The sequence below is a fragment of the Pseudoxanthomonas helianthi genome (assembly GCF_017939625.1).
GTDB lineage: Bacteria > Pseudomonadota > Gammaproteobacteria > Xanthomonadales > Xanthomonadaceae > Pseudoxanthomonas_A > Pseudoxanthomonas_A helianthi.
In genome coordinates this window covers 920640-938704 of sequence record NZ_JAGKTC010000001.1, presented here as the reverse complement: position 1 = coordinate 938704, position 18065 = coordinate 920640, and the positions used below count along the sequence as shown (strand labels likewise).

Here is an 18065-nt window from a genome sequence, read left to right as displayed (position 1 = left end):
GCTCCGATCCAGTGCGAGCCGTAGCCTTGTCCAGTCCCAGCCACGTCGCCGACACGCCGATCACCGACCGCAAGCAACTGGTCGATTACATCGCTTCCGGCGAAAAGCCCGTCGCGGACTGGCGCATCGGCACAGAGCACGAGAAGTTCGGCTTCCGCCTCGACGACCTGCGCCCGCCCGAGTTCGATGGCGAGCGCGGCATCGAGGCATTGCTGAAGGGCCTGGTTCGTTTCGGGTGGGATCCCGTCGAAGAGAACGGACGCACCATCGCGCTGTCCCGCGACGGCGCGTCGGTCACGCTGGAGCCGGCCGGCCAGCTGGAGCTGTCCGGCGCCGCGCTGGAGACCATCCACGAGACCTGCGTCGAGGTCGGCACCCACCTGAAGGAAGTGAAGCAGGTCGCCGACGAACTGCAGCTCGGTTTCCTCGGCATGGGCTTCCAGCCGAAGTGGCGGCGCGATCAGATGCCGTGGATGCCGAAAGGCCGCTACAAGATCATGCGCAGCTACATGCCCAAGGTCGGCCAGCTCGGCCTGGACATGATGACCCGCACCTGCACCGTGCAGGTCAACCTGGACTACGCGACCGAAGCGGACATGGCGAAGAAGTTCCGCGTGTCGCTGGCGCTGCAGCCGGTGGCGACGGCGTTGTTCGCCGATTCGCCGTTCACCGAAGGGCAGCCCAACGGCTACCAGAGCTACCGTTCGCACATCTGGACCGACACCGATGCCGACCGCACCGGCATGCTCGACTTCGTGTTCGAGGACGGCTTCGGTTACGAACGCTATGTCGACTACCTGCTCGACGTGCCGATGTACTTCTCCTACCGCGATGGCGTGTACCACGACGCCAGCGGCAAGTCGTTCCGCAAGTTCCTCAAGGGCGAGCTCGACGTGCTGCCCGGCGCGTTGCCGACCTTGCGCGACTGGTCGGACCACATGACCACGGCGTTCCCGGAAGTGCGGTTGAAGAAGTTCCTGGAGATGCGCGGTGCCGACTCGGGTCCGTGGAATCGCATCTGCGCGTTGCCGGCATTCTGGGTCGGTCTGCTGTACGACGATGCGGCGCTCGACGCGGCCTGGGACCTGGTCAAGGACTTCACCCTGGCCGAGCGCCACGCATTGCGCGACGGCGTGCCGAAGCACGCGCTGAAGCTGCCGTTCCGTGGCGCGACGGTACGCGAGCTGGCCATCGAGGCGTTGAAGATTTCCGTCGCCGGCTTGAAGCGCCGCGCCAGGCTCAATGCGAAGGGCGTGGACGAGAGCGGTTTCCTCGACACCCTGGTCGAAATCGCCGAAGCCAACGAGACGTCGGCCGAACGCAAGCTCAAGCTGTTCCGGGGCGAGTGGAACGGCAGCGTGGATCCCGTGTTCCGCGAGTTCGCTTACTGAGTCTTGGCTCTTGTGGGAGCGACCTTGGTCGCGACTGCTCTTGATCCTAAGCCAGAAGCATTCGCGACCAAGGTCGCTCCCACGGATTCCCCCTAATAGCGCGCTGCGGTCAGCGGCGCGTCGGCCCATTGCCACGCGGCCGCCTGCCGGCGCGAGGTCTCGCGCGCGGCGTCGACCTGTCCCAGCTTCTGCTGCGCCTGCGCCAGGCCGAACAGCGACCAGCCGTTGTCGGGATAGGTTTTCATGTCCTGCCGGAAGGCTGCCATCGCGCCCTTGGCGTCGCCGGTTTCCAGCAGGGCGGCGCCCAGATAGGGGCGTACCGGCAACGGCCAGTCGGCGGGTTCGTTGTAGGTCAACGCGTCTTCGGCAGCGACGGCTTCGCGCAGCGCAGCCAGCGACTGCCTGGATTTGCCTTGCGCTCGCAGCAGTTCGCCGCGCAGCAGGGCGTCGGCGACCTTCAGCACGGCATCCGCGTGATTGATGTCGGAGAAGCTCACCTTCGCCATGGCCGGGTCGCGCGCGATCGCGTGCAGTGCGTCGGCTTCGCGGGCGGCTTCGGCTCGCGCGCCCTTGCGCAGGTGGGCCATGCCGCGGGCGAAATGGCGGATCGCGGCGGGATAGGGCAGTTCTGGCGTGGCAGCGGAATCGGCCAGGATCGCGTCCCAATCGCCGAAGCGGACCTGGGTGAGCAGGGGGGTCACCACGAACTGCTGCATGAACTGCAGCGGCGGTTCGCCCATCGTGGTGCGATCGGCGCGCTTGGCCGTCTGTTCCGCCGCCTGCAAGGCCAGCGTGCGCGATCCGGTCATGCCGGCCGTCAGCGTGGCGAAATGCCAGTTGTGCGGCACGTAGCCCAACGGGTAGACGCCGTTGCTGCCGCGGCACACCGCGAGGAAATCCTTGTCGGCGGTGCTTGCGGCGAAATTGATCAGGGTCGCATCGTGGTAGCGGCCGAGGCGGATGTAGGTGTGCGCGGGCATGTGCACCAGATGGCCCGAGCCCGGGGCGAGCGCCGCCAGCGTATCGGCGTAGCGCTCCGCGCGTTGCGGGGTCGGCGAGGCTTCGGTGGCGTGGATGTAATAGTGGATCGCGCCGATGTGGCGTGGATTGCGCGCCAGCACGCGCTCCAGCGACCCAAGGATCTGAGGCGTGTGTTCGGTCTGCTGGCCCTCGGCCGTCCAGTAGGCCCAGGGCGTGAGATCCATCAAGGCTTCCGCGTAAAGCGTCGCCGCGTCGTCGTCGTCGGGGAAGTCGCGCACGACCTTCGCCATCGCGTCGGCATAGGCGACATCGAGTGGCTTGCGGTCTTCCGGCGCCGGATCGACGTAGCGCCGTGCGAGGGCTTCGATCAATGCGCGGTCGGCCGGCCGCGCGTTTCCGGCGCGGGCCAGCGCCTGCTTCGCCAGCGCCGATGCGGGTGCGACGGCATCGGGCTGCATCGCCAGGTTGATGTTCGGCCCGAGCACCAGCGCCTGCCCCCACAGGCAGATGGCGCAATCCGGGTCGAGCCGCGCCGCTTCGGCGAAGGCCCGTCCCGCCGCTTCGTGGTTGAAGCCGTAGGCCATGCGCAGGCCCTGGTCGAAATAGCGCTGCGCGGCCGGCACCTTGCTGCCGATGTCGCGATGCAGATCGCCGAAAGTGTCGAACAAGGGCACGGCGGAAACCGTGGGAGTGGGAGCGGATGAGGTGTTGTCGGCCGGAGTCGGCCCGGAGCCGCAATTCGCCAGCAGGACGGCCGCCAGGATCGCGGGTAGCGGCAGGAGCAAGGATCGACGGGTCATCGGGATCGCCTCTGCGATGGGCCTATTCCAACCATAACGCGGCGTGCGGGAGGCAACCGGACAAGGCACTCGCCGGATTGCGGGCGTATACTCCCCGCCAGTATCAACCGGATCGCCCAGATGCCGCATTCTCCGGAAGACAAGAAGAAGGCCATGGCCCGCGTGCGCCGCATCCGCGGCCAGCTGGATGCGCTCGAGCGCGCGCTGGAAACGGGCGCCGACTGCGCACCGGTGCTGCAGCAGCTCGCCGCCGTGCGCGGTGCGGTCAACGGCCTGATGTCGGAAGTGCTGGAAAGCCATCTGCGCGAGGAATTCGGCCAGGCCGGCAAGGCCGCCGGCAAGCGCGGCGACGGCATCGACGCCGCGGTCGCGCTGGTCCGTTCCTATCTCAAGTAGAAGCGGGCTTTTGTGGGAGCGGCTATGGCCGCGATGGGTTTCATCAAAGCATCGCGGCTATAGCCGCCCACAACACCGCTTCTGCACAAACAACCACCACAGGAGAACGCCATGAAATCCCGTGCCGCCGTCGCCTTCGCCGCAGGCCAGCCGCTGCAGATCGTCGAGATCGACGTCGAACCGCCGCGCAAGGGCGAGGTGCTGGTGAAGATCAGCCATACCGGCGTCTGCCACACCGATGCGTTCACCCTCAGCGGCGACGACCCGGAAGGCCTGTTCCCCTGCGTGCTCGGCCACGAAGGCGCGGGCGTCGTCGTCGAGGTCGGCGAAGGCGTTACCAGCGTCGAGCCGGGCGACCACGTGATTCCGCTGTACACCGCCGAATGCGGCGAATGCCTATTCTGCAAGTCCGGCAAGACCAACCTGTGCGTCGCCGTGCGCGCGACCCAGGGCAAGGGCGTGATGCCCGACGGCAGCACGCGCTTTTCCTACGAAGGCCAGCCGATCTACCACTACATGGGCTGCAGCACCTTCAGCGAGTACACCGTCGTCGCCGAGGTGTCGCTGGCGAAGATCAACCCGGAGGCCAACCACGAACAGGTCTGCCTGCTCGGCTGCGGGGTCACCACGGGCATCGGCGCCGTGCACAACACCGCCAAGGTGCAGCCGGGCGACAGCGTTGCGGTGTTCGGCCTTGGCGGCATCGGCCTGGCGGTGGTGCAGGGCGCGCGCCAGGCGAAAGCGGGACGCATCATCGCGATCGACACCAATCCGTCGAAGTTCGAACTGGCGCGCTCGATGGGCGCGACCGATTGCGTCAATCCGAAGGACCACGACAAGCCGATCCAGCAGGTGATCGTGGAGATGACCGGTTGGGGCGTCGACCATTCGTTCGAGTGCATCGGCAACGTCAACGTGATGCGCGCGGCGCTGGAATGCGCGCATCGCGGCTGGGGGCAGAGCGTGATCATCGGTGTGGCCGGCGCGGGGCAGGAGATTTCCACGCGGCCGTTCCAGTTGGTGACCGGGCGCAAATGGATGGGCACGGCGTTCGGCGGAGTGAAAGGCCGCACGCAGCTGCCCGGCATGGTCGAGGACGCGATGAAAGGCGAGATCGAACTGGCGCCGTTCGTCACCCATACCATGGGGCTGGAGGCGATCAACGAGGCCTTCGACCTGATGCACGAAGGCAAGTCGATCCGTTCCGTCGTCCATTACTGAGGCGCAGCATGATGGAACGCATCGAACACCGCGCCTGCTTCGGTGGCTGGCAGGACGTCTACCGCCACCGTTCGGAAGCCCTGCGCTGCGACATGAACGTCGGCGTGTACCTGCCGCCGCAGGCCGCGCACGGTCCGTGCCCGGCGCTGTACTGGCTGTCCGGCCTGACCTGCACCGAGCAGAATTTCATCACCAAGGCCGGCGCGCAACGCTACGCCGCCGAGCATGGCCTGATCCTGGTCGCGCCCGACACCAGTCCGCGCGGCGACGACGTGGCCGACGCGGAAGGTTACGACCTCGGCAAGGGCGCGGGCTTCTACGTCAACGCCACGCAGGCGCCATGGGCGGAGCGCTATCGGATGTACGACTACATCGTCGATGAGCTGCCGGCATGGATCGAGGCGAACTTCCCGGCGACGGGCGCGCGGGCGATCAGCGGGCATTCGATGGGCGGGCACGGCGCGCTGACCATCGCGTTGCGCAATCCCGGCCGCTACCGCAGCGTGTCGGCGTTCTCGCCGATCGTCGCGCCGACGCAGGTGCCGTGGGGCGAAAAGGCCTTTGCCGCCTATCTCGGCGACGATCGCGAAGCGTGGAAGCAGTACGACGCCGTCGAACTGGTCGGTTCGGCGAAGGAGAAGCTGCCCCTGCTGGTCGACCAGGGCGATGCCGACGAGTTCCTCGAAACCCAGCTTCGCCCGCGGCTGCTGGAAGCGGCGTGCGAAGCCGCGGGCCATCCGCTGACCTTGCGGATGCAGCCTGGCTACGACCACAGCTATTACTTCATCTCTAGCTTCATCGGCGAGCACATCGCCTGGCATGCCGCGGCAATGAAGTAATTGTAGGAGCGCACCTCGGCGCGACTGCGAACAATTGCGCTACGCGGCGTCTTCGCCGCGGCGGAAAAACTACGGCCGCGCCCAGGTGCGCTCCTGCATCCGCAGGGTGAAGTCGGTGCAGGCGAAGCGTCCGTCGCGCAGCGTGGTTTCGCCCTGCGCCAATGCCAAGGGCGCGTCGAACATCGGGCCGGCCTCGACGCAGGTATGGAGCTCGCCGTTTTCGCCGCACGGGTCGACGTTCGCGGGCAACGCGTCGAGCAACGCGGCGTCGAACGTGCGCCCGGCAAACCGAGCATCCAGCTGTTGCGTGTCGACGCAGCACAGTGTCGCGCGCAAGCCGCCCTCGATCATTTCACGCGCCAGGCGTGCGGTATCGCGTCCGAACAGCGGCGTGATCGCCTCCCAGCCGATCCGCGCCAGGTTGCGCACGCGCCAGGCGCGGATGTCCTCGAGGAACAGGTCGCCGAATGCGACCGTGCGCAGCTCCGGCCAGCGCGTCGCCGCATCGGCCAATGCGGTCGACATCGCCGACTCATAGTCTTCGTTGCGGCAATTCGCCGGGATCGCCGCTTCCAGCAGCGGCAGCCGCGCGGCCCGCGCCTGGGCGAGCAGCACATCGCGACGGATGCCCTGCAGCGAGGAACGGCCGTCCTCGCGGGTGATCGTGGTCAGCAGGCCGACGACTTCCACGTCGTCGCGCCGGCGCAGCACGTGCAAGGTCCACGCCGAATCCTTGCCGCCGCTCCAGGCCAGCAGGACCGGGCTCCGTTTCGCCATCACGCGGCCCGGACGTCGCGCCGGGGATGTGCCTTACGCGGCCGACACATCACGCAATTCCCACTGGTTGCCCGCCAGCAGGCGCATCCGGTGCTTGAACACGCTGCCCGGGATCGAAGTGACCACGATCAGGTCAACGTGCAGGTCATCGGATTCGCCGCGTACCGTCGCCGCTTCGTCGACCGCGCCCAGCGACGGATCGACCGCATCCGGATCGGGCTGCGCGTCGCGCCAGCGGCGGAACAGCGCGTCGCTGCGCAAGGCGTCCTGCAACTGCGCAGCGAATTCCTCGGCGCCATGCGCGGTGAAGCTGAAGGCGGCATCGCCGCCGCGCGCCTGCTGCGGGTTCTTCAGGCTGATGTAGTAGCGGATCGGCATCGTCGCGGCTCCATGAAAACACCGCCAGCGTAGCCGAATCGCGTTAGCCGCGCGTGGTCACACCTTGAATTCGTGCGGCGCCGCGGCGAAGCCGACCACCACCGCACCCTTGCCGACATTGACCATGCCGGTCAGGCCCATCACGCATTCGTATATCTCGATGCCGTGTTCCTTGCATTCGTTGTGCAGGCGGTTGTAGCCGGGCAGGAAACGCAGTTCGTCCAGTTCGCCGCCGTAACTCAGGCATACGGTCGGCGTCATCAGCCCGGCGCGGATGCGCCCGATGGTGAAGTCGAACAACTTCTCCACCGTGGATTCGAAACCCTTGAGCTTGGCCACCGGTTCGGTGGCGCCGCGCCAGCCGCGCAGCACCGGCTTGATGTCCAGCGCCGAACCCAGCGCCGCGCCGATCAGGCCCACGCTGCGGTCGCCCTTGGCCCGCGCCCGCGCGCGCAGGTAGTACAGGTCGCGCGGCACCATGTAGCCGTAGCTGTTCGCGGCCAGTTCCTCCAGCCGCGTGCGCATCTGCGCCACGCTCGCTTCCTGCTTGCGCAGGCGCACCGCTTCCACCGCGGTGATGCCCTGTGCGGCGAACAGCGTCTGCGTGTCGATCACCCGCAGCGCGAACGGCGAAGTGTGCCCGGCGGCCTGGCGGATCGGCCGGTACTCGTTGAGGATGGCGAAGCTGGCCTGCACCGCGTTGTCGTAGATCGGGCTGCGCGTGCGGGTCACGGTCAGGCAGAACACGTGGTCGTAGTCCACCACCAGCCGTTGCAGGAACAGGTCGCGGATCTGCTGGGTGGTGAACGGCTGGGTTTCCGCCTCGTGGCCGCGCGTGGCGATGTGCGCGCGCAGGAACTCGAGCGTGGCTTCCTCGTCGCGATTGTCGGCCAGCACCGCGTCGCCGATGCGCACGGTGATCGGCAGCAGCACGATGTCGTTGGCCCGCAGGAATTCCTGCGGCAGGTCGCAGGTCGAGTCGACGACGATACCGATGCGCATGGCCCACTCCCCGAAAACGTGCAATACGCCACGAAACTAGCGCAATGCCGCCCCCGGTGGGCGTTCGGGGTGCCGAAACTGTGAATGCCGGCGCATTGCGCCACGCCGGCGGGCGTGCCGTTACTTCGAGTAGGCGCGCGGGAACGACGGGCTGCCCTGCAGGTACCGGTCGCGCAGCTCGGTCTGGCGCGAGCGCATCGGGATGGCCTTGCCGCCCAGCCAGACCTTCTCGGCGACGCTGGACACGTCGAGCGGATCGCCGCTCCACAGCACCAGGTCGGCGAGCTTGCCCGGGGCGATGGCGCCGACGCGGTCGCCCACGCCGAACGCCTGCGCCGGCACCCGGGTCAGCCCGGCCAGGCCGTCTTCCCATGGCAGGCCGTTGGCCACTGCGTTGCCGGCCAGCTGGCGGATCTTGCGTGCGTTGTGCGAGTTGTCGCCGGCCTGGGTGAAGCCGACCACGACGCCAGCGGCGTGCAGGCGCGCGGCGTTCTCCAGGGTTGCGCCGATGCGGTCGAAATCGGCCGGCAGGTCGGCCAGCGCATCGACGAACACCGGCACCTGCGCGCGGGCCAGCTCGTCGCCGAGCTTCCAGGCCTCGGTGCCGCCGGCGATGGCGATGCGCAGCTTCTGCTTGTTGGCCCAGCGCAGCAGTTGGCGGATGTCGGCGGCGCGGTTGACCGAGAACACGATGCGGCCGTTGCCGGCGAGGTATTTCGCCAGCGTCGCGCGCCCGGCCGGGGTCAGCAGCGCATGCGGCGAGGTCGCGGGGATGCGTCCGCGCGCCTCGTCGACCATCTGCTCGAGCAACATCCACTGCGCCGCGCGCGACTTGCCGCTCAGCTCGGCCGCGTCGTCGCCCAGGGTGACGAACAGCGCGCGCGGACCGATCGGATCGGCGCTGCCGTCCAATCGCACCACGCCGCCCTGTCCGGCGACGAAGGCGCCGCCGTTGTTCGCGCCGACCAGGGTGAAGCCGATGCCTTCGATGCGCGCCACCGGCAGCAGCACCGAGTCGGGGTTGTAGGCGAGGGTCGCGTCGAATTCGGGACGCGCCGGCTGCGCATCCTTCAACGTCACCGAACTGTCGACGGTGGAAGCCTCGCCCGAGACTTCCTCCAGCCCGATCTCGGTGATGCCGCCGAACAGCGCCGGGGTCAGCGACTTGCCGCCGGCATCGAACACGTTGGCGCCGCCCGCCGCCGCCAGATTGGCGCCGACCGCGACGATACGGCCGTCGCGCACGTGCACGTCGGCGTTGCGCAGCGTGCCTTGCGCGGTCGCCGTGTGCACGGTGGCGTTGCGGATGTAGAAATCCTCGGCGAAGGCGTTGCCGGCGAGCAGCAGTAGCGCCCCGATAGCCATGCCCTTTGCCGTCATCCCGGCGAACGCCGGGATCCATTTTGACGTTGCCTTTGCTTTTGTCTTTTTCAAGCGCAGAAGCAAAATGGATTCCAGCTTCCGCTGGAATGACGGCGAAAGGATGGTTCGTGGGGTATTCATTGCGCACCTCCCTGACCCAGCAGGAAGTCGGACCTGGGTTGCCGCGCCTTGTCCTCGCGGTCGTAGACCCGCGCGCCGTCGATGTACACCTGTTCGGCGTGCGCGTACACGCCGAAGGGATTGCGGTTCCACAGCACCACGTCGCCCATCTTGCCGGTCTCCAGCGTGCCGGTACGTTGCTCCACGCCCAGCGCCTTGGCCGGGTTGTAGGTCAGCCAGCGGATCGCGCGTTCGGGCGGTATCTCGATGCCGGCCAGTCGCGCATGGGCGATGACCTTCGCCGCCTCCTGGTTGAGGCGCTGGATGCCTTCTTCCGAATCCGAGTGCACGATGGCGCAGCTGTTGGCGGGACGGTCGACCAGGGCGATGTTTTCCTGGATGCCGTCGAAGGCTTCCATCTTGAAACCCCACCAGTCGGCCCACAGCGCGCCGCACACGCCTTCGGCGGCCAGTCGGTCGGCGATCTTGTAAGCCTCGACGCCATGGTGGAACGCGGCGATCTTGAAGCCGAACTCCTTGGACAGGTCGAGCATCGTCGCCATTTCGTCGGCGCGGTAGCAATGGATGTGCACGCGGATCTCGCCGTTGATCGCGCCGGCCAGCGTGTCCAGCTTCAGATCCCGCTTGCCGCCGCTGTCGCCGGAGCTGTCGGCCTTGTCGCCGCCGGAAGCGCGCGACCACCAGTGCTTCTTCTTCGGCTCGCTGGGCTTGGGCGCGTTCTTCTTCAGGTATTCGGCGGCGTCGATGAACGCGGCGCGGTAACCGGCCACGTTGGCCATGCGCGTGGACGGACCGCCTTTCTGTCCGTAGACCCGCTTCGGGTTTTCGCCGCAGGCCATCTTCAGGCCCCACGGCGCCCCGGGGAATTTCATGCCCTGGTAGGTGGTGGAACGCACGTTCTTCAGCGTCACCCCGCGCCCGCCGATCAGGTTGGCCGAACCCGGCAACACCTGCAGCGAAGTCACGCCGCCGGCCAGCGCGGTATCGAAGCCCGGATCCTGCGGCCACACCGAATGTTCGGCCCACACGTTCGGCGTGACCGGCGAGGTCATCTCGTTACCGTCGCTGTGCGCGCTGACGCCGGGGCTTGGGTACACGCCCAGGTGCGAATGCACGTCGATGATGCCGGGCGTCACCCACTTGCCGGTGCCGTCGACCCGGGTCGCGCCTTCCGGCGCAGCCAGGGCCTTGCCCACCGCCGCGACCTTGCCGTCCTGCAGCAGCACGTCGGCATCGTCGATGCGCTCGCCGGTGCCGGTCAGCACGGTGGCGTGCTGGATCAACACCGGACCCGACGCCAGCGGCTGGTAGGTGCTTGGGTACGGATCCTGGGTGAAACGCGACGCGGCGAGCGCATTGCCGCACAGCAGGACAAGGCCGAACGCGACGGCCGGGACGAGGGCTTTCGGATGCATGGCATTCCCCACGGGATTCCCCGGCACGCTAAACCGGCCGCGCCCGCCTTGCCAAGTGACTTCCGGCACGGCATGACACAATGGTCCGGATAACAAAGGACAGGCAATGAAAGAAAAGAACGACATCGTCGAAAACTGGCTGCCGCGTTACACCGGCGTGCCGCTGGACCAGTTTGGCGAACATATCCTGCTGACCAATTTCGGCGGCTATCTCAACGTGTTCGCCCAGCAGACCGGTGCGCCGATCGTCGGCCTGGACCGGCCCATGCCCAGCGCCACCTACGACGGCATCACCATGATCAACTTCGGCATGGGCAGCCCGAACGCGGCGACGATGATGGACCTGCTGTCGGCGATCGGGCCGAAGGCGGTGCTGTTCCTGGGCAAGTGCGGCGGCCTGAAGAAGAAGAACCAGCTCGGCGACCTGGTGCTGCCGATCGCGGCGATCCGCGGCGAGGGCACCAGCAACGACTACCTGCCGGCGCAGGTGCCGGCGCTGCCGGCGTTCGCCATGCAGCGGGTGATTTCCACCACCATCCGCGACCTCGGCCACGATTACTGGACCGGCACCGTCTACACCACCAACCGCCGCGTGTGGGAACACGACGATGCGTTCAAGGAACGCCTGCGGCAGATGCGCTGCATGGCCATCGACATGGAAACCGCGACGATCTTCGCCGCCGGCTTCGCCAACCGCATCCCCTGCGGCGCGCTGCTGCTGGTCAGCGACCAGCCGATGATCCCGGAAGGGGTGAAGACCGAGGCCAGCGACGCCAAGGTCAGCGCGCAGTACGTCGAGGACCACATCAAGATCGGCATCGAGTCGCTGAAGCTGATTCGCCGCAACGGCAAGTCGGTGCGGCATTTGCGCTTCGACGAGTAAACCAGAAATCGCCTTCGTAGGAGCGCCCATCTGGGCGCGACCGGAGTTTCCGGCCCTGCGAAGCGCTCACCACCGCATCTTTCTCCCGGTCGCGCCCAGATGGGCGCTCCTACGAAAACAGGCAGCCCATGAATACCGTTTCCGAGGTCATCGAATTCTGGCGCAGCGCCGGCTACGAAAAATGGTTCACCCGCGACGATGCCTTTGACGGCGAGTTCCGCGCCCGTTTCCTCGACGCGCACCACGCGGCGGCGCGGCGTGAGCTGGAAGGCTGGATGGAATCGGCGGACGGCGCGCTGGCGCTGATGGTTTTGCTCGACCAGTTCCCGCGCAACTGCTTCCGCGGCAGCGCGCATTCCTATGCGACCGACGGATTGGCGAGGCATTACGCGAACCGCGCTATCGCCGCGGGTTTCGACGGCCGGGTCGATCCGGCGATGCGGTTCTTCTTCTACATGCCTTTCGAGCACTCGGAGGCGCAGGAAGACCAGCTGCGTGCGCTGGAGCTTTTCACTGCGCTGGGCGATGCGAACTATTTGAAGTACGCGCATCTGCATGCCGACCTCATCGCCCGCTTCGGCCGTTTCCCGCATCGCAACGCAGCGTTGGGGCGGGAGTCGACGCAGGAAGAGACCGATTACCTGGCCGACGGCGGGTTCAGCGGCTGAGCTTTCAATCCTTCTCCCGGTGGGAGAAGGAAAAGAGCGATCAGTACTTGCTCAGGCTCGCATCCACTTCGTCCGCCCAGGCATTGATCCCGCCGACGACGTTGTAGACGTTGGTGAAGCCGCGTGCGCGGAATTCTTCCGCGGCCTGCTGGCTGCGGCCGCCGCTGCGGCACAGGAAGGCGATGGCGGTGTCCTTCGGCAGTGCTTCCAGTTCGGCGCGGCCGTTGCCGTCGAAGGTCTTGAACGGCACGTTGGCGGCGGCGATGGCGCGTTCCTCGGCGGGACGCACGTCGACCAGCAGCACTTCGCCGGCGCGCACCTTGGCATCGGCTTCCTTCGGCGACAGCGGCTGCACCGGCTTGGGCGCGTTCGGGTTGTCGATGGCCAGGCCTTTGCCGCGGATGTCGTCGACCCAGTCGATGGTGATGCCTTCGGCGCGACGCGCGCTGGCCGGATCGAACTGCACGCGCACGCCGTTGGATTCGGCGGCGATCGCGTTGGCGTCGAAACGGGCGATCTGGAACGCGGGCTGGAACTGCGCATTGATGGCGAGTGCCAGTGCAGCGCCGGCCCCCGCGTCTTCGACGGCATTGCGCAGCATCTCCGCTGCGGCCGGGGTGATGGTGATCGACGGCGGCGTGCGGTCGGGCGCTTCCAGGCCCAACAGCGTGGCCAGTTCGCCGGAGTTGGTCATCTGCTCGATGATGTCGCTGCCGCCGACCAGTTCGCCGTCCACGTACAACTGCGGGATGGTCGGCCAGTCGCCGTAGGCCTTGATGCCTTCGCGGATTTCGGAGTCGGCCAGCACGTTGACGTGGGCGTATTCGGCGCCGAGCGAGTCGAGCGCACCGGCGGCCTTGGCCGAGAAGCCGCATTGCGGCATCGACGGCTGGCCTTTCATGAACAGCACGACGCGGTTGGCTTGCAGCAGGGATTCGATGCGCGCGCGCAGGGCGGGGTCGAGGGACATGGCGGGGGTTCGCGGGGGATTCGGGGGAATGATTTTACGCCTGTGCGGTTCCGCTGGGCGTAACGGCCGGGCAACGCTGTGTATTTGTAGGAGCGCACCTGGGCGCGACCGCTTTCCCCATGAAAGCCTGGTCGCGCCCAGGTGCGCTCCTACGAAAGCATCGCCCGCGCCGCCGGCAGCGCCAGCCGCGTCCATTCGGCATACATCGCGGCGGACGGGTGCAGGCCGTCGTCGGCCAGCATCGCCGGTTCGGCACCGCATTCGCGGCTGGCTTCGGTGATGTCGACGTAGCGGATGCCGCGCAGCTCGCAGGCTTCGCGCGCGGCGGTGTTGAATCCGTCCAGTTCGCGGGCGATCTGCGCGACATCGCGACCGGATTCCTCGGCGAAGGGCGTAACGCCCCAATCGGGGATAGACAGCACCAGCACGCGATCCGGGCGGTTGCCGGTGAAGCCGACCGCGCGCCACAGCAAGGCGGCGAACTGCACCCGGTATTCGTCCAGGCTACGGCCGCGATATTGGTTGTTGACCCCGATCAGCAGGCTGACCAGGTCGAATTCGCCCAGCGGTTCGGCTGCACTGATGGCGTCGTCGAGTTCGTCGGTGGTCCAGCCGGTGGTGGCGATGATCTGCGGATCGGCCAGCGGGATGCCTTCCTCGCGCAACGCATGCGCGAGTTGCATCGGCCAGCGGCCGTTTTCCACGATGCCTTCGCCGATGGTGTAGGAGTCGCCGAGGGCGAGATAGGTCAGGGGCATGTGCCTTTGCTCGTCATCCCGGCGAAAGCCGGGACCCAGCTCTTGCCGTTCATTTGCGAAATTCCGGGGGCAGCGCAGAACCAAAGGCTGGGTCCCGGCTTTCGCCGGGATGACGGCAAAAACTATGCCGCCGACTTCGCCTTCGCCTTCAACGGCACCACCTTGCCGGCCGCTTCGGCGCGACGCGCCAGCGCACGGTCGATGCGCGCGAACACATCGCGCATCGCCGCCGCTTCCGGCAGCAAGGTCACGCGGAAGTGGTGGCGGTAGGGCACGTTGAAGCTGGAGCCGGGCACGACCAGCACGCCTTCGTTTTCCATCAGGTCTAGGGCGAAATCGTGGTCGTCGAAGCCCTTGGCCGCGGCGCCGACCACCGCCGGGAATGCGTACAGCGCGCCGGCCGGTGCGACCAGTTCCAGGTGCTCGCTGGCCTCGCAGGCTTCGATCACCGCGCGGCGGGTTTCGTACAGGCGGCCGCCCGGCGTGCACAGTGCGGTGATGGTGTCGGGGCCGTTGACCGCTGCCTCGATCGCGTACTGGCCCGGCACGTTGGCGCACAGGCGCAGCGCGCCGAGCAGGTCCATCGCGTGCTGGAACTCGGAAACGATTTCCTTCGCGCCGCTCAGCAGCGCCCAGCCCACGCGCCAGCCGCAGGCGCGGTGCACCTTGCTCAGGCCGCTGAAGGTCAGGCACGGCACGTCGCCGGCCAGCGGCGCGACGGGTTCGAACTTGGCCCCGTCGTACAGCACCTGGTCGTAGATCTCGTCGACCAGCAGCAGCAGCTTGTGCTTCGCCGCGATAGCGACGATGCGTTCGATCAGCTCGCGCGGATAGTTGGCGCCGGTCGGGTTGTTCGGGTTGATCAACACGATGGCGCGGGTGCGGCTGGAAACGCGCGCCTCGATCTGCACCGGATCGGGCAGGAAGTCGTTGTCCGCGTCGCAGCTGTAGTAGACCGGACGGCCGTCGTTGAGGATCGTCGCTGCCGACCACAGCGGGTAGTCGGGCGAGGGCAGCAGCACTTCGTCGCCGGGATTGAGCAGCGCGCGCAGCGACAGGTCGATCAGTTCGCTGACGCCGTTGCCGACGAACACGCGGTCGGGATGCGCATCGGCGATGCCGCGGCGCGCGTAATAGGCGGCGATGGCTTCGCGCGCGACTGGCAAGCCCTGCTGGTGGGTGTACGGGTCGGTGCGGCCCATGTCGTCGGCGATCGCCCGCTGCAAGTGTTCCGGCGCGCGGAAACCGAACGCACCCGGGTTGCCGATGTTCAGCTTGATCAGCTTGCGGCCCTGCGCCTCCAACTCACGAGCTCGCCGCGCCAGCTCGCCACGAATCTCGTAACGGACTTCGGACAGGCGCTCGCGGGTCGCGAGGGGTTTGCGGGGCGCGGACATGACGGCTCTACCGTGGAAGGGCCTTGAATCTTAAAGGAAAACCGAGGTTTGCGCGGGATTTGGCCGAGGAATGGTCGGTTGCTTCCGTAGGAGCGCCCTTCTGGGCGCGACCGGGACCTAATCGAAGGCGTTGTCGCGCCCTGAAGGGCGCTCCTACAAGGGCAACGGCTAGAATCCCCGTATGCCCCCCGAAACCCCGGATTCCAGCCCCGAAATCGCCCTTTTGCGCCGCATCGGCTGGCCGTTCGCCGAGGCGGTGGACGACCCGGACTGGCAGGCGGCCCTGCAGACGCACCCCGGGGCGCGGCCGGCCCGGGTGGTGGAACAGCACCGTTCCGGCTACGTGGTCGCCGACGCCCCGGACGCCGCGATCAAGGCCGAATCCCCGCCGGAATGGATGCGTCCGCGCTTCCCGAACCATGAACGCGCCGCGGTCGGCGACTGGGTGCTGCTCGACGGCAGGAAGATCGTGGCTCTGTTGCCCAGGCGCACCGCGATCAAGCGCGGCGCTGCCGGCGAGCATTACCACCAGCAGGTGATCGCCGCGAACATCGATGCGGTATTCGTCGTCGTCGGCCTCGACGACGACTTCAATCCGCGCCGGATCGAGCGTTACCTGTTGCTGGTTGGCGGCGGTGGCGCCCAACCGGTCGTGGTGCTGACCAAGGCGGACAAGCTCGACGAAGGCGGCACCGACGTCGAAGCCGCGCTGGCCGGATTGTCGAAGCTCGACGCACCGGTGTTCGCGGTGAACGCGAAGGACCGCGCCAGCGTCGCCGTGCTCGATCCGTGGCTGGGCGCGGGCAGCAGCGTGGTGCTGGTCGGTTCCTCCGGCGCCGGCAAGTCGACGCTGACCAATACCCTGCTCGGCGCGGAGAAGATGAAGACCGGCGCGGTGCGCGAACACGATTCGCGCGGCCGTCACACCACCACGCATCGCGCGTTGATCGCGCTGCCGTCGGGCGCGTGCCTGATCGATACGCCCGGCATGCGCGAGTTGAAACCGACCGGCGAGGAAGACCTGGCCGAAGGCGGCTTCGCCGACATCGAAGCCCTGGCCGAACAATGCAAGTTCCGTGATTGCTCGCACCAGCGCGAACCGGGCTGTGCGGTACGCGCGGCCGTCGAGCGGGGGGAGCTCGATGCCGGCCGGCTGGCGAATTACCTGAAGCTGCGCGACGAAGTCGCCGGCGCCGCCGACAAGCTGGCGACGCGGTTGGCGGACAAGGCTAACGCGCGTGTGCTGGGCAAGGCGTTGCACAAGCGGCTGGACGAGAAATACGGCAAGCATTGAGGCTCGCTGCGCCGGGACAGGAGCAAGCGCTGGACACGGATTACGCGGATGAATACGGATAAGGCCAACTGCTTTTAGCTGTATCCGTATTCATCCGGGTAATCCGCGTCAAAAACGGCTCTTGCGGTTTTCCGCTAACGCCAGAAATTGACGAACCCCGTGATGATCAGCGCATTGGTGAAGTCGATGAAGAACGCCCCCACCAGTGGCGCCACCAGGAACGCGCGCGGCGCCACGCCGTAACGTTCGACCAGCGTGCGCATCACCGCCATCGCATTGGCGGTGGTGCCTAGCATGAAGCCGATGAAGCCGCCGCCCATCACCGCCGCGTCGTAGTCGCGGCCCATCAGCCAGAACACCGGCAATACGAACGCGACCACCAGGCCGACCTGCAACACCAGGTTGACCAGCAGCGGCAGGCCCATGCCGGCCAGTTCCCACAGCTTGAGGTTCATCAGCGCCGCGGCCAGGAACAAGGCTAGGCAGACGTTGCCGATCAGCTCGAGGGTATGCACCGGCAGGCGCAGCCAGCCGGTGAAGTCGTCGATGTTGCGCAACAACGCGCCGACCAGCATCGCGCCGATGTAGGCCGGCAAGGTCAGGCCCAGCGCTTCGAAGCCGCGTCCGATCCAAGAACCGGCCCACATCGCCAGCAGCAGCACGACGATGCACTTGAGCGCGTTGAACTCGCGGGCGGAATCCGTCTCCGCATGGACCACGTCGCCATCGATCTCGTCCGCCACCGGCGTGTCGATCCGTTGGCCGCTGTTGCGGTTGACGATGCCGAAGCGCCGGATCAGCACGGTGATCGCGGGCCCACCGACCACACCACCGCAGATGATGCCGGCCATGGCCGCGGTGACCGCGATCGACTCGGCGCCTTTCAGTCCCGCGGCTTCGAACATTGGCGCGAAGGCCAGGCCGGTGGCCGGCCCACCAGTCAACGTGGCCGAACCGGCCAGCACGCCGAATAGCGGGTTCAGGTCGAACAGCGTCGCCACCGCGATGCCGACCAGGTTCTGCGCCACCGCGAACACGCTGGCCAGCAGCAGGAACAGCGCAACCTGCTTGCCGCTGACCTTGAGCAGCGCCAGGCTGGCGTTGACCCCGATCGTGGTGAAGAAGGCGATCATCAGCGGCGATTGCAGCGAGGTGTCCAGCTGGTACAGCTGCCGGCCCTGGTCGTGGGCCCACCACGCGGCCAGCGCGAACAGCAGTCCGCCGATCACCGGCGGCGGCAGGTTGTAACGCGACAGCCACGGGATCGCGCGGCACAGCGCATAGCCCAGGAACAAGGCGAGGCCGGCCAGGGCCAGGGTTTGCACCGCATCGAGTTCGAGCATTCCGCCTCACCACGCATTCGGTCCGGGCCAGCATAACGGCCGCTGGCGT

General features: G+C 67.2%; 17 protein-coding genes. 7 read left to right on the top strand and 10 right to left on the bottom strand.

The window, feature by feature from the left end:
- Window positions 1-11: 11 nt before the first annotated feature.
- Window positions 12-1391 carry a glutamate--cysteine ligase gene (locus J5837_RS04225; protein WP_425504813.1) on the top strand — a complete coding sequence of 460 codons (1380 nt, stop codon included), beginning with the start codon at window positions 12-14 and terminating at the stop codon, window positions 1389-1391.
- Window positions 1392-1483: 92 nt separating this feature from the next.
- On the opposite strand, the gene J5837_RS04220 is transcribed toward J5837_RS04225, so the two are convergent.
- Window positions 1484-3172, bottom strand: coding sequence for a tetratricopeptide repeat protein (locus J5837_RS04220; protein ID WP_210535456.1), 1689 nt, complete (start codon window positions 3170-3172; stop codon window positions 1484-1486).
- Between the two features lie 120 nt (window positions 3173-3292).
- Here J5837_RS04220 and frmR point away from each other — a divergent pair, with 120 nt between their 5' ends.
- From frmR to fghA, 3 genes are all read left to right on the top strand, one after another.
- Window positions 3293-3568: a formaldehyde-responsive transcriptional repressor FrmR gene (frmR, locus tag J5837_RS04215; RefSeq protein ID WP_210535455.1), complete on the top strand. Its 276-nt coding sequence runs from the start codon at window positions 3293-3295 to the stop codon at window positions 3566-3568.
- Between the two features lie 111 nt (window positions 3569-3679).
- Window positions 3680-4789, top strand: coding sequence for an S-(hydroxymethyl)glutathione dehydrogenase/class III alcohol dehydrogenase (locus J5837_RS04210; RefSeq protein ID WP_210535454.1), 1110 nt, complete (start codon window positions 3680-3682; stop codon window positions 4787-4789).
- An 11-nt stretch (window positions 4790-4800) separates the two neighbouring features.
- Window positions 4801-5628 carry an S-formylglutathione hydrolase gene (gene fghA, locus J5837_RS04205; protein ID WP_210536134.1) on the top strand — a complete coding sequence of 276 codons (828 nt, stop codon included), beginning with the start codon at window positions 4801-4803 and terminating at the stop codon, window positions 5626-5628.
- A 69-nt stretch (window positions 5629-5697) separates the two neighbouring features.
- Here the strand turns inward: fghA and J5837_RS04200 are convergent, their stop codons facing one another.
- From J5837_RS04200 to J5837_RS04180, 5 genes are all read right to left on the bottom strand, one after another.
- A complete protein-coding gene (locus J5837_RS04200) occupies window positions 5698-6405 on the bottom strand; it encodes a Dph6-related ATP pyrophosphatase (RefSeq protein WP_210535453.1) in 708 nt (235 codons plus the stop codon).
- A 33-nt stretch (window positions 6406-6438) separates the two neighbouring features.
- Complete coding sequence (locus J5837_RS04195) at window positions 6439-6783, bottom strand: hypothetical protein (RefSeq protein WP_210535452.1); 345 nt, start codon at window positions 6781-6783, stop codon at window positions 6439-6441.
- Window positions 6784-6840: 57 nt separating this feature from the next.
- Window positions 6841-7785 (bottom strand): DegV family protein, encoded by a 945-nt coding sequence (locus tag J5837_RS04190; RefSeq protein ID WP_210535451.1) that lies wholly within the window; start codon window positions 7783-7785, stop codon window positions 6841-6843.
- A gap of 120 nt (window positions 7786-7905) precedes the next feature.
- On the bottom strand, window positions 7906-9150 hold the full coding sequence (locus tag J5837_RS04185; protein WP_244755609.1) for an amidohydrolase family protein: 1245 nt from the start codon (window positions 9148-9150) through the stop codon (window positions 7906-7908).
- A gap of 134 nt (window positions 9151-9284) precedes the next feature.
- Complete coding sequence (locus tag J5837_RS04180; RefSeq protein ID WP_210535449.1) at window positions 9285-10703, bottom strand: amidohydrolase; 1419 nt, start codon at window positions 10701-10703, stop codon at window positions 9285-9287.
- Between the two features lie 106 nt (window positions 10704-10809).
- Here J5837_RS04180 and J5837_RS04175 point away from each other — a divergent pair, with 106 nt between their 5' ends.
- Window positions 10810-11586 carry an AMP nucleosidase gene (locus J5837_RS04175; protein WP_210535448.1) on the top strand — a complete coding sequence of 259 codons (777 nt, stop codon included), beginning with the start codon at window positions 10810-10812 and terminating at the stop codon, window positions 11584-11586.
- Between the two features lie 128 nt (window positions 11587-11714).
- On the top strand, window positions 11715-12254 hold the full coding sequence (locus tag J5837_RS04170; RefSeq protein WP_210535447.1) for a DUF924 family protein: 540 nt from the start codon (window positions 11715-11717) through the stop codon (window positions 12252-12254).
- A 40-nt stretch (window positions 12255-12294) separates the two neighbouring features.
- On the opposite strand, the gene grxD is transcribed toward J5837_RS04170, so the two are convergent.
- The 3 genes from grxD to J5837_RS04155 all read right to left on the bottom strand — a co-directional run bounded on the left by grxD (window position 12295) and on the right by J5837_RS04155 (window position 15379).
- Complete coding sequence (gene grxD / locus J5837_RS04165; RefSeq protein WP_210535446.1) at window positions 12295-13224, bottom strand: Grx4 family monothiol glutaredoxin; 930 nt, start codon at window positions 13222-13224, stop codon at window positions 12295-12297.
- Between the two features lie 149 nt (window positions 13225-13373).
- Window positions 13374-13982: an SGNH/GDSL hydrolase family protein gene (locus tag J5837_RS04160; protein WP_210535445.1), complete on the bottom strand. Its 609-nt coding sequence runs from the start codon at window positions 13980-13982 to the stop codon at window positions 13374-13376.
- A gap of 122 nt (window positions 13983-14104) precedes the next feature.
- Window positions 14105-15379 carry a pyridoxal phosphate-dependent aminotransferase gene (locus J5837_RS04155; protein ID WP_210535444.1) on the bottom strand — a complete coding sequence of 425 codons (1275 nt, stop codon included), beginning with the start codon at window positions 15377-15379 and terminating at the stop codon, window positions 14105-14107.
- Window positions 15380-15560: 181 nt separating this feature from the next.
- On the opposite strand from J5837_RS04155, the gene rsgA reads away from it, so the two are divergent.
- Window positions 15561-16673, top strand: a complete 1113-nt coding sequence (gene rsgA / locus J5837_RS04150) for a ribosome small subunit-dependent GTPase A (protein ID WP_210535443.1) — start codon at window positions 15561-15563, stop codon at window positions 16671-16673.
- A 134-nt stretch (window positions 16674-16807) separates the two neighbouring features.
- Here rsgA and gltS read toward each other — a convergent pair whose 3' ends face one another.
- Window positions 16808-18016 (bottom strand): sodium/glutamate symporter, encoded by a 1209-nt coding sequence (gltS, locus tag J5837_RS04145; protein ID WP_210535442.1) that lies wholly within the window; start codon window positions 18014-18016, stop codon window positions 16808-16810.
- Window positions 18017-18065: the final 49 nt, after the last annotated feature.

Coding starts and splice junctions, on each gene's coding strand:
- J5837_RS04220 (WP_210535456.1), bottom strand. CDS start 3,172: ATGACCCGTCGATCCTTGCTCCTGCCGCTACCCGCGATCCTGGCGGCC.
- frmR (WP_210535455.1), top strand. CDS start 3,293: ATGCCGCATTCTCCGGAAGACAAGAAGAAGGCCATGGCCCGCGTGCGC.
- J5837_RS04210 (WP_210535454.1), top strand. CDS start 3,680: ATGAAATCCCGTGCCGCCGTCGCCTTCGCCGCAGGCCAGCCGCTGCAG.
- fghA (WP_210536134.1), top strand. CDS start 4,801: ATGGAACGCATCGAACACCGCGCCTGCTTCGGTGGCTGGCAGGACGTC.
- J5837_RS04200 (WP_210535453.1), bottom strand. CDS start 6,405: ATGGCGAAACGGAGCCCGGTCCTGCTGGCCTGGAGCGGCGGCAAGGAT.
- J5837_RS04195 (WP_210535452.1), bottom strand. CDS start 6,783: ATGCCGATCCGCTACTACATCAGCCTGAAGAACCCGCAGCAGGCGCGC.
- J5837_RS04190 (WP_210535451.1), bottom strand. CDS start 7,785: ATGCGCATCGGTATCGTCGTCGACTCGACCTGCGACCTGCCGCAGGAA.
- J5837_RS04185 (WP_244755609.1), bottom strand. CDS start 9,150: ATGGCTATCGGGGCGCTACTGCTGCTCGCCGGCAACGCCTTCGCCGAG.
- J5837_RS04180 (WP_210535449.1), bottom strand. CDS start 10,703: ATGCATCCGAAAGCCCTCGTCCCGGCCGTCGCGTTCGGCCTTGTCCTG.
- J5837_RS04175 (WP_210535448.1), top strand. CDS start 10,810: ATGAAAGAAAAGAACGACATCGTCGAAAACTGGCTGCCGCGTTACACC.
- J5837_RS04170 (WP_210535447.1), top strand. CDS start 11,715: ATGAATACCGTTTCCGAGGTCATCGAATTCTGGCGCAGCGCCGGCTAC.
- grxD (WP_210535446.1), bottom strand. CDS start 13,224: ATGTCCCTCGACCCCGCCCTGCGCGCGCGCATCGAATCCCTGCTGCAA.
- J5837_RS04160 (WP_210535445.1), bottom strand. CDS start 13,982: ATGCCCCTGACCTATCTCGCCCTCGGCGACTCCTACACCATCGGCGAA.
- J5837_RS04155 (WP_210535444.1), bottom strand. CDS start 15,379: ATGTCCGCGCCCCGCAAACCCCTCGCGACCCGCGAGCGCCTGTCCGAA.
- rsgA (WP_210535443.1), top strand. CDS start 15,561: ATGCCCCCCGAAACCCCGGATTCCAGCCCCGAAATCGCCCTTTTGCGC.
- gltS (WP_210535442.1), bottom strand. CDS start 18,016: ATGCTCGAACTCGATGCGGTGCAAACCCTGGCCCTGGCCGGCCTCGCC.